14 protein-coding genes are annotated in these 14,257 nt (G+C 47.4%); 5 read left to right on the plus strand and 9 right to left on the minus strand.

The genetic code is table 11. The features are described 5' to 3' along the window. Window positions 1–59 precede the first annotated feature (59 nt). Both DESAL_RS19000 and DESAL_RS19005 read left to right on the plus strand, forming a co-directional pair. A complete protein-coding gene (locus DESAL_RS19000) occupies window positions 60–1,208 on the plus strand; it encodes a potassium channel family protein (RefSeq protein ID WP_015853592.1) in 1,149 nt (382 codons plus the stop codon). After that, window positions 1,201–1,716 (plus strand): cyclic nucleotide-binding domain-containing protein, encoded by a 516-nt coding sequence (locus DESAL_RS19005; RefSeq protein WP_015853593.1) that lies wholly within the window; start codon window positions 1,201–1,203, stop codon window positions 1,714–1,716. The genes DESAL_RS19000 and DESAL_RS19005 overlap by 8 nt, the downstream gene beginning before the upstream one ends. A 69-nt stretch (window positions 1,717–1,785) precedes the next feature. Here DESAL_RS19005 and DESAL_RS19010 read toward each other — a convergent pair whose 3' ends face one another. Next, complete coding sequence (locus DESAL_RS19010; RefSeq protein ID WP_015853594.1) at window positions 1,786–2,067, minus strand: TIGR04076 family protein; 282 nt, start codon at window positions 2,065–2,067, stop codon at window positions 1,786–1,788. Between the two features lie 96 nt (window positions 2,068–2,163). After that, window positions 2,164–2,859 (minus strand): Crp/Fnr family transcriptional regulator, encoded by a 696-nt coding sequence (locus DESAL_RS19015; protein ID WP_015853595.1) that lies wholly within the window; start codon window positions 2,857–2,859, stop codon window positions 2,164–2,166. Between the two features lie 247 nt (window positions 2,860–3,106). Between DESAL_RS19015 and DESAL_RS19020 the strand changes: the two genes are divergently transcribed. After that, on the plus strand, window positions 3,107–3,976 hold the full coding sequence (locus DESAL_RS19020; protein ID WP_015853596.1) for a septal ring lytic transglycosylase RlpA family protein: 870 nt from the start codon (window positions 3,107–3,109) through the stop codon (window positions 3,974–3,976). 194 nt (window positions 3,977–4,170) lie between these two features. Here DESAL_RS19020 and DESAL_RS19025 read toward each other — a convergent pair whose 3' ends face one another. After that, window positions 4,171–4,464 carry an integration host factor subunit alpha gene (locus DESAL_RS19025; protein WP_015853597.1) on the minus strand — a complete coding sequence of 98 codons (294 nt, stop codon included), beginning with the start codon at window positions 4,462–4,464 and terminating at the stop codon, window positions 4,171–4,173. A gap of 130 nt (window positions 4,465–4,594) precedes the next feature. Next, on the minus strand, window positions 4,595–5,017 hold the full coding sequence (locus tag DESAL_RS19030; protein ID WP_015853598.1) for an HIT family protein: 423 nt from the start codon (window positions 5,015–5,017) through the stop codon (window positions 4,595–4,597). 176 nt (window positions 5,018–5,193) lie between these two features. Between DESAL_RS19030 and DESAL_RS19035 the strand changes: the two genes are divergently transcribed. Beyond that, a complete protein-coding gene (locus tag DESAL_RS19035; RefSeq protein WP_015853599.1) occupies window positions 5,194–6,228 on the plus strand; it encodes an elongator complex protein 3 in 1,035 nt (344 codons plus the stop codon). Window positions 6,229–6,399: 171 nt separating this feature from the next. Further along, window positions 6,400–8,067, plus strand: coding sequence for an FAD-dependent oxidoreductase (locus DESAL_RS19040; protein WP_015853600.1), 1,668 nt, complete (start codon window positions 6,400–6,402; stop codon window positions 8,065–8,067). A 47-nt stretch (window positions 8,068–8,114) separates the two neighbouring features. On the opposite strand, the gene DESAL_RS19045 is transcribed toward DESAL_RS19040, so the two are convergent. The 5 genes from DESAL_RS19045 to DESAL_RS19065 all read right to left on the minus strand — a co-directional run bounded on the left by DESAL_RS19045 (window position 8,115) and on the right by DESAL_RS19065 (window position 14,223). Next, window positions 8,115–8,996 carry an alpha/beta fold hydrolase gene (locus tag DESAL_RS19045; RefSeq protein ID WP_015853601.1) on the minus strand — a complete coding sequence of 294 codons (882 nt, stop codon included), beginning with the start codon at window positions 8,994–8,996 and terminating at the stop codon, window positions 8,115–8,117. Window positions 8,997–9,027: 31 nt separating this feature from the next. Next, the gene (locus DESAL_RS19050) at window positions 9,028–10,593 is read right to left on the minus strand and encodes a hypothetical protein (protein WP_015853602.1); all 1,566 of its coding nucleotides are present in this window, start codon (window positions 10,591–10,593) and stop codon (window positions 9,028–9,030) included. 266 nt (window positions 10,594–10,859) lie between these two features. Then, window positions 10,860–11,879, minus strand: a complete 1,020-nt coding sequence (gene gap / locus DESAL_RS19055; RefSeq protein WP_015853603.1) for a type I glyceraldehyde-3-phosphate dehydrogenase — start codon at window positions 11,877–11,879, stop codon at window positions 10,860–10,862. 25 nt (window positions 11,880–11,904) lie between these two features. Next, window positions 11,905–12,465, minus strand: coding sequence for a GAF domain-containing protein (locus DESAL_RS19060; protein WP_015853604.1), 561 nt, complete (start codon window positions 12,463–12,465; stop codon window positions 11,905–11,907). A 471-nt stretch (window positions 12,466–12,936) separates the two neighbouring features. Further along, the gene (locus tag DESAL_RS19065; protein ID WP_015853605.1) at window positions 12,937–14,223 is read right to left on the minus strand and encodes a 4Fe-4S dicluster domain-containing protein; all 1,287 of its coding nucleotides are present in this window, start codon (window positions 14,221–14,223) and stop codon (window positions 12,937–12,939) included. Window positions 14,224–14,257: the final 34 nt, after the last annotated feature.

The following is a 14,257-nucleotide window of genomic DNA, read 5'->3' on the forward strand; positions in this document are numbered from 1 at the left end:
GGGTATAAAGAGACTAGTCCATATTCTTCAATTAAAATGATTTCAGAAGCCGGAGGCATATGAAATTTACCAACTGGCTACGTTCGGGATTCGGCAAGCTGGTCATTGCCACCGCTTTACTCCTGCTCTTAAGCACATTCGGATTCTACTGGATAGAACTGAGCGAAGGGGAGGATGCCCGGATATCCCATGCCTTCTGGTGGGCCATAGTAACCCTGACCACAGTGGGCTACGGTGATATGGTTCCAACAACCATACCGGGAAGAATCCTCGGCGGACTGGTTATGATCTCCGGCATCGGGCTGGTGACATCACTCACCGGTAATATGGCTTCCATGCTGGTGGAGCAGAAAGCCAAAAAACGCAAGGGGCTGTTATCAGTGAAAGCCAGCGACCATGTAATAATACTCGGCTGGAATGACTATGCCTTTGGTCTGATCGAGTCCCTTAATGAACAGATCTCTCCCAAAAAACTGCACTTGGTCATTGTCAGCGATCTTGAAAGCCAGATCAGGGATGAAATCGCCTTTAAACTGGATATGGGCGAACAGCTTAATTTTGTACACGGCAATATTAGTCAGGCCAATGTAATATCCAGAGCCAATCCGGGCGAGGCCCGCAATGTATATGTGCTCTGCCAGAATGGAATGGACAACAAGGAATCCGACCAGCAGGCAATATACGCGGTTCTTGCTCTGCGGACTCTGGCACCAAAGGTTCCGGTTTACGCTGAAATTGCCCGTCATGAAAACAAAGAGCATCTGCTCCGCGCCGGAGCCAATGAGATCCTTGTTCGCGGTGAAATTTCCGGGCGAATGATGGGAATGATGGGTGCAAGCCCTTCCATGTGGTCGTTCTTCCGTAACCTGCTGGGCATCGGGGAATCTGGAATGCTTCAGTTTCGCCCCTGCAATGCCGAGGAGCGGCAGATGAACTGGGGAGAACTCAGCATCAAAGTCAGAAACAGCAGCGGATGCCTGCCGGTGGCGGCCTGCAAACTGGGCAAAAACCTCACCCTTCAGGATGTGCTTGATGAAGGTTCCGCACTGGATCAGTTCATCATGGAATTGTTTAAAACCTCCGGTCAGGATACCTCGCTGGGCATGCAGGGGCCGAAAGTCCAGATGAATCCTCCGGACGATGAACTCATGGAAGATTATGACGCACTGCTGGTCATAGGTGCTCCGGGAGGGCCGGAACATGGCTGATTACTGGACGGCTATCCCACTTTTCCAAAATCTCGAGCAGGAAGAACTCCAACAGGTTAAATCTATTTTTGCCAATATTGCGGTGCGCTCCGGCACGGAAATCATCTCCGAGGGAGAGGAAGGGGATGAAATGTTTATCCTTGTGGACGGAAAAGTCCGCATTACCAAGGCCATGCTCATGAAAGGCATGTCCTTACCTTTAAGTGAGATTAAAAACACCTGTAAGGTACTGGCCAACCTTGATGACAGCAGCTATCCCATGTTCGGCGAGATAGCTCTCATTGACCGCGACCACCGCTCAGCAACAGTCACAGTGGTTGAAGATTCCGAGTTTCTAGTTACTGACCGCTTGAAATTTTTCGACTTTGTGGAAAAGCACCCGCAAACAGGCTCCAAATTACTCATGACTATCGGTAAGCGACTAACTGCAACAGTGCGCCGAAACAATAATGAACTGGTCAAACTGACTACCGCACTGGCGCTGGCTCTCTCCCGAAGCACTAAATAACGAACAAGCCGGAAAGAACACTGAATATATACCCCCAGCAATCTCCTCCCGGCTGTGAACACTATCAAACTAGTCTCGTATACGATGTAATTCCACTTTGACCCTGTTGTTTGCATTGGGGCATTCCCAGACTTGAACATCAGGATCATCGCCAAAAGGGAAAGTTCCGCCCAACTGCAAAGTTGTCACCCACCCTGCAATATTTTTATAAAACAGGCCGCAAAAATCACCGCACTTATGGGTGCTGAGTTCAAATTCATCACCGGCCTTCATCCCGATTGTACAGTTCCCTTTGGTCTCAACAACTTTTGCTACAACCTTACTGCCGATAGCTGGAAATTTTACAGGCATTAATCTGCTCCTTAATTATTGGGTTCATGATGATTGCATAAGCACTGCCCAACTATCTAAGGAAGCAAACGAGTAAATTCTGTAGCCAAGACTACATTAACAATTTTTAAGCGTAATAATCTTATTGGTGCAGCATATTCTGCCCTTGGAGATCAATGCCTGCATAGCTTTAGTGATACTGACCCGGTGCGCTCCAACCAGAAAAGCCAGTTCTTCGTGAGTTAATTTGAACGGGAAAGTGTACTCATCACCAATCCGGCAACCATGTTCCTTGGAAATACTGGAAAGGACACTGTAGAGCCTGTCTTCAAGGTTGACCTCCGCAATACTTCCAATCCTGTTGGAGAGTGCCGAAATCTTATTGCTCATGGACTTTATCACACTAAGTCCAATGTCCGGTTTTTTCCGGACAAGCGACTGGAAATCACTCAAATTAAAGCCGCAGGTAACTGTGTCATCTATTGCCATGGCACTTACAGGATAGGCTTCAACACCGGAAAAGATATCTTCACCAAGCACATCGCCATACCTACGAAAATCAAGGGTCACTTCTGTACCGTCTTCACTGACCTTGCTGAGTTTGATACTTCCCGATCTAATAAGAAACAATTCATCAGCCTTTCCGCCTTGGTTAAAGATAAGCTGTCCGGCAGGTATCTCCCTTCTGATGCCTATGGTCTGCAAATCTTGCAGCTGGCTCTCACAGAAATGATCAAATATCCAAAAATCCTTTAAGCATTTGCCTGTCCCGGCTGAATCCGCAGCTGCACATTGATCACATACACATCTCATATAGTAGTCCCTATCTTTGTTTGAAACATTTGTTCATGTGAATTTGTCACAGCAGAACCATAGGGTCCAGCATTTCAGCGGCATGTTTGCGGTATATCATGCATGCAAAATATAAAATTAATCATACCTTTTTATATCTATAACAATGACTGCTGGACTTTAACCCATTCAACAACTATGGATGGATTACCGATTATTTCCTCAGGACATCGGTAAATAAAGATTTTTCCATATGACGGAGGCTCCAATGTCCAGATATGTACTTATGCTTGCAGTCCTGCTGCTGCTCATACCCGCAGGCTGTGCAAAAAAGAAAGTTTATTCCACTCCCGCAATCACTCATCATAAAGTGAAGAGGCAGGATTCCCCCAATGTGGTCAAGCCGGTCCTGAAAACAGACCCGTACACCGTACATGGCCGGACCTATATTCCCCATCTCAGCTCCAAAGGCTACAAAGCTCAGGGACTTGCTTCATGGTATGGTGACGACTTTCACGGCAAGACGACAGCTAACGGCGAAACATATAATATGTACGCTATGACCGCAGCCCACCGGACCCTGCCCATGGGCACCATGCTTGAAGTTACCGACCGCTCCAGCGGGCGCAAGGTAATCGTCCGGATTAACGACCGCGGTCCCTTTGCCGATCCAGACCTGCGAATTATCGACCTTTCATACTCTGCTGCATCCAAGCTCGGCATTGTGAACAAAGGTATCACCCCGGTTGAACTACGTGCCATTGAAGATGTTAACGTGGAACCGGTAGAGGCCACTGAAATTGTAGCTGAAACAGCAGCTCCGGCAGAAGAGGCTGTAATGGAAGAAACTGTGCAGGCCGCACCTGAAGTTGAAGAAATCATCATCACTGAAGAAGCGACTGCTCAGGCCCACTACTACATTCAGGTGGGTGCATTCACCGACCATGACCGCGCTCAGAATGTGCTGCAATCCCTGCGAGATGGCGGCTATAAGGAATCACGCATGGTGGAAGTGAACGTAAACGGCCAGCAATTCATGCGAGTTCAGGCGGGATACTTTTACAACATCCCGGCTGCCGAAGATGCTATGACTAGTTTAGGCGATGAATACGGCAACGTAATTCTCGTTACTGAATAGTTCACAAAATACTGAAACAAAAAAACGCCCTGTCGGTTCGACAGGGCGTTTTTTTGTGCACATCAAATCTGAAAAGAACCCGCTATCTGATAAATTGCACAAAAGTACGAAACAGGAGCCGGGTAAAGCCCAGCTCCTTTGTTTCATTACAAAATATCAAAGCGGGAAAAATCCAGACTGCAATGCAGGCTGTTCTATCCGTTCAGTTCAGCCCTGAACTTGCGGGAGAGCCTGAAAACAACAACCTTGCGTGCGGGCAGGGTGATTGCTTCATTGGTCTGGGGGTTGCGTCCCTTACGAGCATTTTTGTCGTAAGCTTCGAATTTACCGAAACCACTGATCAACATGGCGTGATCTTTCTTCACGGCCTGCTTCATGATGTCGAGGATGGATTCAACCAGTTCCTTGATTTCAGCTCTGTTCCGGTCAGTCTTTTCATAGATGTAGTCAACAACGCTGGCTTTAGTAAGGGTGTTTCCGGTAGCCATTCCTTTCCTCCGTTGTCCCCGGCCCTGCGGTCAGGGGCGGCGGTTTTAATGTTAACCGTGCCGACAAAAGAGCCGAACACGGCGATTCAGGTAAAAAGGCGTTATCGTCTGAGAATAAATTACTATTAATTTATCCCATTATCATCTTTTCTATCTTTTGGGCAAGCTCAGATGCTTCATCCATACTTTCATATTCACTCTGGGCCCAGTGGACGAAACCGTCCTCTTTAAATCTGGGAATAAGGTGAAAGTGGGCATGGAAGACCAACTGTCCTGCCGCTTCATTATTGTTCATAATCAGGTTTAAGCCATCAGCGCCTGTTGCCTTGACTATGGCATCTCCGGCAAGCTGGGCGGCGGTGATTATATCCTGCCCCAGTTCTGCGGGCAGATCCCAAATATTTTCGCAGTGCTGCTTGGGAATTACAAGAGCATGGCCTTTATTGACCGGCCCGATATCCAGAAAGCTGAGCACCTTATCTGTTTCATAAATCTTGAAGCAGGGAATTTCACCGGCTATAATTTTGCAGAAAATACAATCCTGATTACTCATAATGAATACTGCTGTTCCCACAGTTGCATGTTATAACAAATAGTCTTAAACCGACCCTGAAAGCTTCAAGAGACAGTTATATTTAAATAAATAACCGACCACGTTTTTTTAATCAAGCTAATTTATTAAACAAAGGCATGATTTGTCTTATTTTTTCGCCTGAACACCATGAAACTATGAGCACTACATTTTTTAAACATCCAGAACCGCCCCACAAAAAAACACGCATCTGGCCGGTTTTTATGCCTTTTATGGGCTGCCCTACAAAATGTATTTATTGCTCTCAAGATAGACAGACTGGAACAGGAGCTAAGACATTAAGCGAAATATATCAAGACATTGAGCATGAAATTCCCACATTTTTCGCTCAAGGCAATCGCAAACCACTTGAATTGGCATTTTTCGGTGGAACTTTTACCGCACTTCCCTTTGAATGGCAGCAACGTTTCATTTTACTTGCCGCAAAATTCAAACAAAAGGGGTTCCTGACCAAAGTACGCTGCTCCACAAGACCGGACTGTATTGAGTCAGATCAGATTTTAAAACTGCGGGAATCCGGACTGGACATGATTGAACTGGGCATCCAGAGCTTTTCAGCAGAAGTTCTGCGCCGCTCCGCACGCAACTACTCCCCTGAAACTGCTATCAATGCTTGCCGCACCATCCGGGAAAGCGGTCTTTCGCTGGGTATTCAGCTTTTACCCGGGCTGCCCGGAACAAAGCGCGGAGATTTTCAGCGCGACATCAGCCAAACCATTGGTCTCAAGCCCGATGCGGTGCGTATCTATCCCTGCCTAACGGTGAAAGGAACCGGACTGGAAAAACTATACCTCGCGGGTAAATACACTCCGTGGTCTTTGAGCCGAACTGAAGAGGAACTTGCACCTGCCCTGCTGCGTCTCTGGCAGCACAAAATCCATGTTATCCGTATAGGGGTCGCCCACGAAGAAGGCTTTGAAGATAACATTGTAGCTGGGCCTGTCCACCCGGCTTTAGGACAAAAAATCCGCTCCAAAGCTCTTTACCTTTTCCTGAGCTCCCAACTGGCCATGCACGGATCAGAACCAAAACAACTAGTCGTTCCTCAACAGTACTCAGGCGAACTCTGGGGACACAAAGGCAACCTTAAACCCATATATGCCAAGCTCGGCATTACTCCTGACAACACAAAATTCTTGGTATGCAATTTATTTGAAATTGTCCTTAAATAACTATAGTTCTCATTGCTTTTAATAATCATTACTGATAGTCAAAAGACGTTGATTCGGGAAAAACCTTTTCCGAACCTGTAAAATAAGTAATATTAATGAAAGAACTATACTATAGTTGATAAGAAGATTCGTGCCCGCCGAATCAAAGCGGGATTAATAAGGAGGCTGACCATGAGCACACTGAGCGCAGAAGAAAAATACCGCAATTTCATTCCCGAAGAGAGCCGCGAATATCTTGAAAAACTTTTCGCTGAATTCAAACGCACTGTAACTATAGAAGTTTATACTGCCGAAGGTGAACACCGCGAATATAATGATTTTACCCTCAACATCTGTCGCGCTTTCAATGTGATCAGCGATAAGATCGAGTTACGCGAATATGCGGTAGACAGTGAAATGGGTAAAAACCGTAATATTATAGCTACTCCCACCGTACTGATATCACCGGATGAATACGATATCCGTTTTCTGGGTGCACCTGCCGGAGAAGAAGGACGTGCCTTGGTAGAAGCTTTAAACCTTGCTTCCAAAGGTGCAGACGGAATTTCCGAGTCTACAAAAGAAATACTAGAACCGCTTGAAGAAGACCGTCTGGTCAAAATCTTTGCCAGTCCGACCTGTCCCTATTGCCCCGGACAGGCCATTAACGCTTTCAAGGCTGCCGTTGCCAGACCGGATAAGATCTCCGCATGGAATATATCCACCCTTGATAATGAAAACATGGCCCACGAATACAAGGTCGGTTCCGTTCCGCATACTGATATCAATGACACAGTGACTTTCACCGGATTGGAACCGGAAGAAAAATTTATGCTTCAGCTGCTTTTCCTTAAACCACTCGAAGAGGTGGTCGAAGAACAACGAGCGGCAAAAGCGGAAACCACCGAAGACACTGTTTACGAAGATGTTGATCTAGCCATTATCGGTGGGGGACCTGCGGGTATGAGTGCCGGGATTTACGCCAAGCGCAGCGGACTGAGCTGTATCATCCTTGAAAAACAAGGTGTGGGCGGACAGGTTGCTCTGACTCCCAAGGTTGAAAACTATCCGGGATTCACCAACATTCAAGGCTTTGAGCTTGTGGAAATTCTCGGTTCCCATGCTCGTGAATACACCGACATCCAGCAATTCGCTGAAGTTAAGGACGTTAAATATGGTCCTCGTATAGAAATAACTACCGATGAAAAGAACTATCGGGCCAAGGGAGTGCTGCTTGCGACCGGTGTAAATGTGCGCATGCTAGGCGTTCCGGGCGAGGATAAATTTTACGGGCATGGTGTCAGCTATTGCGCCACCTGTGACGGAAACTTCTACAAAGGCGGCAAGGCTGTCATAGTCGGTGGCGGTAACACTGCGCTAACCGATGCCCTGCACCTCAAACATCTGGGCATTGAAACCACAATTGTCCATCGCGGTGATAAGTTCCGAGCTGAAAAGGTTCTGCAGGATTCCGTAAACCGTGAAGGAATCAATATCATCTGGAACAGTCAGGTTACCGAGATCATCGGTGAAGATCAGGTGGAATCTGCACGCATCGTAAACAAAGACGGCACTGAAACCATTCTTGATACTGATGTAGTCTTCGTTGCTATCGGACATACCGCCAACACCGAACTTGCTGAAAAACTGGGATGTGAATTGCGCCCGGATGGTTTCATCAAAGTTGATCCCACCCAGCGCACCAGCGTGGAACGGGTTTATGCAGCCGGAGACGTGACCGGAGGCGTACGCCAGATCATTACCGCCACCGGACAGGGAGCAGCCGCAGCACTGACCGCCTTTGATGATTTCACCAGACTATTTGATGACATCAAGGATAATACTAAGAATATTTGGTAAAAAATTAAGCGTCCTGTTTTCTAAAAACAGGACGCTTTTTTGTTGAATTAGTTCGGAAACAAATCCTGCTCTGTAGCTAGAAAATTATTCACTGTCCGGCCAAGACCAACAGGGTCCTGATACATGAGCCAGTGGGTTGCATTCTTGTAGCGTATCAGCCAGCTTCCTTTTAATTGGTCCGCTATTTTAGCGGACAGCTTCTCAGGCAGGATATCATCATCCAGACCGGAAATGACCAGCGTAGATTTATCAAGACTGTTAAGCTGCGAACAGCATCCATCCCACTCTATCATGGCATCAGCCTGAGCCTGAATTATTGACGTGTCTGGAGGACTTGCCGGACGTGGCAGCCTTGCGTAGGCATCAGGATACTTTTCAATCCAACCGGACGGGAAGAAATGGCTCAGCAACTCTTTGACATCCATCTTCAACAATTTTTGGGTAATATCTGCAACAGGCTTCGCTTCGCAGGAAGCACCAAGTAAAACCAGCTTCCCTACTTTGTCAGGATAATTAAGCGTCATTTCCTGAGCAATCAGTCCGCCCATGGACCAGCCGAACACATCAGCTTTTGGATAGCCGAGTTCACCTAACAACCCGGCACTGTCCACGGCCATACGGGAAATGGTTATTTCCTCAGTCCCATTACTTGAACTGCCCATGCCCCGGTTATCAAAGATGATCACCGTATGCTCCTTGCCCAATTCACGAACCAGCTGCGCATCCCAAAGATCCATAGTCCCGGCAAAACCCATGATCATGAGCAGAGGGGGACCCTCGCCAAATGTTCGGTAAGCAAGCTGCACGTCATCAACCTGCATTACGGATTTCGGCAAAGGAGCAAGATAGTGCTCGGAATCAGGCACATTCTTTTGTGCACATCCGGCCAAAAATACAAACAGGAAAAGAGGTACGATTAAACGACGCATACGGTCTCCGTTTCTAAGATTTCATATCAGATTACTCTTCATCACTCTTTTTGGGAAGCTGACCGGCTTCAGCCTCTTCTGCAACCTCATGCTCATCAACTTCATCTTCATCCGTGATATGATTAACAGGTTCTCTCTCAACAGGAGTATCAAGACCCTGCCCCTCGGTTTCAGACATCTCTTTCTTTGCTTCGGCTTTACCGAAATGATCCGTAATAACCTCATTGCGTACCTTGGTTATACTGAAAGGTTCGCCCTTACTGACCAGCACAGCCACGCGGTGCAGGAAATCACGAATTGCTGCAGCCTGATCACGCAGATCACCGCAAATTATCTCACACCGCTCACTTATATCGCGCAGGCCGTTGATCATAAGGCGGGATTCAGGATTATCCTTAAGCAAAAACAATGTAGCCAGCATTGATGCATCAGCTCCCCCCAGTCCGTCAGGAATTGCAGCGTAAATCTGATATTCTTCACTGACAGCATCCTCAACCATTTCCTGAACAATCGTGATTAAAGCTTCGTCAGTCCCCATTTCATCTTTGCGGCTGAAAATAAGCAGCCACATGGAACGCATTTCAGCATCAAGACCTGAATCAAGGATGTCTGATGTGCTTAGCACTCCTTCCACGAATCTTTTAAACAATATCCGACAGGCCAGATTAATCCGCTCTTTCTCACCATTGAGCTGTGCCCTTTCTCTCAATTGACGGTCGGCCATAATCATTTCCCTAAGCTCACGGCGCATTTCAGCATCACTCAGGTCTTCCAGCTCTGCTTCAAGCTGCTCTTCAGCCATGTCGCGCAGGGCGTAAAATTCCTGCTTCATATGCTGGTTACGGGCCTGCGGTTCAAGCATTTCGTAAAGGCGATCATAGTGGCCTTCGCCCAGCTGGGCTTTCCAACTCTTGCACAGAATTAACGCAGTCACCGGATCTTTAACCCCGATAGCTTCCAACGCCCCGGCATACATGGCCTGCTTTACTGTAAGCAAACGCAATTGCAAAAATTCAGGATTGCTACCCCTGTATAGCCGCAGAATAGCCCCCTCCAGCAGACGTTCCCCATGTTTCAGCGAAGCAGCATCAGGACTGAGATTAACCGCCTTAAGCACTGAATCTATGGTTGCTGCGGCTGTAACCTCCTTCCAGTTCTGATATTCCTGACTCTGGTGACGGGCAACAGCATCCACTGCTGTCTTGCGTCGTGATTCCAGAATATCCATAAAACGGGTCCGGCATTCATCATCGGGCAGCCCGTCACGCAGCCTTCCCCCTTCTTCTGTAAAATAATCGTTAACCTCAAATACTGCCGACTGAGCATCCCCCGCCCTTAATTCCATCAAACCTGATTCAGGGTTGGCCAGAATCTCCTGCAAACCACTTTCAAAGCGGTTGTAGGCATCCAAGACCCGCAAATCGCGCTCTTCCTCTTCCCGGTCCCGAGCACGCTGCAACAGCGCGGGCTCAATATTTTTCAACGATTTCAACTTCTCCAGTTCAGGACGTATGCCTTCTCCTGCTTCAGCCCCGAACAAACCGTCAGCAGCCAGTCCCTTTACAAAGTTACCACCTTTCGTATTTACGACCTTCATTGCCATTTTCTCCTGTTACATATTGATTTAAAGCGCAAAATCACAGACACAGAAGCGCAAAATAGCAAAGAGGGCGGACCGGAGTCAGGTAACTCAGGTCCGCCCTCTTTTGGCAATCTTAAGAATCTCATCCATCCAACAGATACATCCACTACCTGCTGAATATAGGGAGTTTTTAAACCCTTTCAGGAGAAGGGTATAAAACCGGCAGCGGCAAACATCCCGAGCCACTGCCGATTTATTGTACTGTAATTAAAGAAGTATCCTTAGATACCGCATTTTGCCATGTAGTCGATCAGGTCGGCCAGACGGCAGGAATAACCCCATTCGTTGTCGTACCATGCGTAAACCTTGGCAAGGTTGCCGCCCTGTACAACGGTGAAGTCCGCTTCGACGATACCGGAGTGAGGATCGGCGAGGAAGTCGGAGGAAACAAGAGGAGCTTCGGAGTAACCCATGATGCCCTTGAGTTCGCCTTCGGATGCGGCTTTCAGGGTAGCCTTGAGTTCTTCGGTGGTGGTGTCTTTTTTGAGCACTGCAACGAAGTCAACAAGGGATACGGTGGGTGTGGGAACACGCACGGAGTAACCTTCGAAACGGCCTGCCATTTCGGGGATAACCAGAGCAACAGCTTTAGCCGCACCGGTGGAGGTGGGGATCATGTTGCAAGCGGCAGCGCGGGCACGACGCAGGTCCTTATGGGGCTGGTCGAGGATACGCTGGTCGTTGGTGTATGCGTGAACAGTGGTCATCACACCTTTCTCAATACCGAACTTCTCGTGCATGGTCTTAACGATAGGCGCGAGGCAGTTGGTGGTACAAGAAGCGTTGGAAATAATGGTGTGCTTTGCAGGATCGTAATCCTTGTGGTTAACACCCATTACAACGGTGATGTCCTCTTCCTTTGCAGGAGCGGAGATAACAACTTTCTTGGCGCCGCCTTCAAGGTGCTGCGCAGCGGTAGGACCGGTTCTGAAAATACCGGTACACTCGATTACGATATCAACACCGCACTCACCCCAAGGAATCTGGCGGGGATCACGCTCTGCGAAGTTCTTGATGGTGTAGTCGGAACCAACGAACATGGTGGTGCCTTCTACTTTCACTTCTGCAGGAAACTTACCGTAGTTGGTATCTCTGGCAAAGAGAGCTGCGTTTGTTTCGATATCGAAAAGGTCGTTGATGGCTACAACATCGATGGTGTCACGATGTCTTTCCCAAATGGTTTTCAGAACCTGACGGCCGATACGGCCGAAACCGTTAATACCTACTTTTACTTTGCTCATTTTAAATTCCTTATATTAACACGTCTTACAGATCGTCGACGCGGTAGATGTAATCGTTTGCCAGTTCGCTTGCGCGCTTCAGGGCGCTATACATGCGGGCGTTTTCAAGAGCGAGACCGGAAAGGTCGGCAACGCACTTGAGGAAGTCCAGTTCTTCTTCGGAAAATTCGCGGAGCTCAGCGGAGTATACGCGCAGAACACCGATTACTTTTTCACCGCGTGCGGTAAGGGGAAGAACTACGAGAGAGCAGAGACCTTCTTTTGCTGCTTCTTCAGGATACTGGAAGCGATCATCTTTTCTTACGTCAGCGATGGATACGATTTTACCATCAAGAACTTCCTGGTCCAGACGGCTCTTGGAAACCTCAACAGGACCTTTCTTTTCGTAACGTTCGCTCAGACCGTAGGATGCGTCTGCCAACAGAGTTTCACCCTTGCGATCAAGAAGTCTGATAAAACAACCTTTCAGTTCCATTTCAGTTGCCACTTTCTCGGCAATGCTGTGAAGAACTTTTTCCGGCTCCAGACTGGAGTTAACAGCTCTGGTGATTTCGAAAATTGCTTTGTAGAGTCTGGTTACACCCATTTCTCATACCTGCCTTGTTTATGTTTAACCGAAAGGGCCGCTTAAAGGGCGGACCTGCGTATCAAGTTCTTGGTTAATTGCTTTCTAACAGATTTGAAATCATTTTGCATGCAAAAAATGACCACTTTCTAACATTTTTATGTTTTGTGTTCCTAAATGTTTTTCGTTTATGAAAATTTTGTTCGCTTTTGGCTAGCATAATAAAGTATATATTATTTATAAACTAAATAAACTAAAACTTACTGAAAGCATTGCAGATAAAAGATCTTACTTCAAGAACACAAAAATAATATATTTAATAAAAAAGATCCGGGGCTGGGAAAATACATGATTGGGAAAAGTTCGATTTAGAAATTTTAGCACGCACCCGGAGAAGAGGCTGGCTCAATAATATCAGAATATACCCTGACAGCAACCTATTAAGTTACAAACAAGGCACAATAAAAAGAAGAGCGGAATAATGAAGACGAATTAGGAAGTGGCTTTACGTAAAGCACTTAGAAAACGGGAGCGCAGGGTATCGCCCATCAATCCCTTTTTAACCGGGGAAAGCTTCAGAAAGCCACCCAGAAGCGAGCGCATAAAGTCCTCGCTACGGCTGTTTGGATTATCAAAGATAAGGTTTTGTAGAGTGCCGCGTTCAAGCGATTGCAGAATGACCCGCTCAAAACTGTCTTCGGGATGGATAACACGTTGTTCGCGCTTATCCATCTGTAAAGCACCGGTGGGACATTTAAGCGCGCAGACACCGCATCCGAGGCAAATGTTCTTATTGATTTCAGCAAAACGGCGCGGCTTTTCAGCTCCGGGGACATTTTCCTTATGCATGGTGATAGCATCAATGGGGCAGGCACGTGCGCATTTTCCGCAACCATTGCAATCAGCAAGCTCAATCCCGGCAATAAAGGTGGAGGAAACCACAATGCCCGGATAACCTGAATACTTGATCCCGTTCATCAGGTTACAGCAGCATCCGCAGCAATGGCAGAAGAATCCGGCATTCTCACGAACATTATCAGTGGTCAGGGTGAAACCCATTTCCCGTGAACGAGCCATAATGTCGTCCATTTCAGAACGGGAAATCTCACGGGCAAAATCATTACGGATCAGAAAATCCGCTGCCTCGCCCATAGAAGTGCAGGTTTCGAGGTCGATGCCGCACTTCTGCTCACCAAGGTGCATCTTCTCGTGGCGGCAGGAACAAAGGCTGACCGCAAAGCGGTCCTGCTCCGCGACCATCGCGGAAGCTTTTTCATAATCGAGCACTTCCACATGATCCACATTGCGGATAGTGCCTTCATGAGGCAGGGCACGCATGATGGAAATCTGCTCATCATTACCGAAGTTGGCTTCAAAAAAAGACTTGTCACCGAACATATAATTGCTGAACAGCTCTGCCCATTTAGCGGAATCAAGCTCACCCTTAGTACGCATCATGGTGAATTCAAAAAAGCCGATCACAAAGGGGCTGATCATATATAGATAACGATCCTTCTCCCAGAGATCGCAGACCAGACCTTTGTGACACATGGATTCGAGCATGGGACGCAATGAACGCTCGTCAATACCTGCCAGTTTTGAAATCCGCTCAAGAGAAGAGGGGCGGTAAGGCATGCGCACAATAAGCTCCGCTTCCGCAGGAGAATAAAGAGCCTTAAGCATTTCACGCATGGAATCGGACCACGGCATACGCACGGTGGTTCCGTCCACTTTGTCACCCAACTGACGATAGATATCTTTTCCGATGATGTGTCCCATGAAATGGGACTACAATTGCTAAGAAAAATTGGCA

Source organism: Maridesulfovibrio salexigens DSM 2638 (assembly GCF_000023445.1).
GTDB lineage: Bacteria > Desulfobacterota > Desulfovibrionia > Desulfovibrionales > Desulfovibrionaceae > Maridesulfovibrio > Maridesulfovibrio salexigens.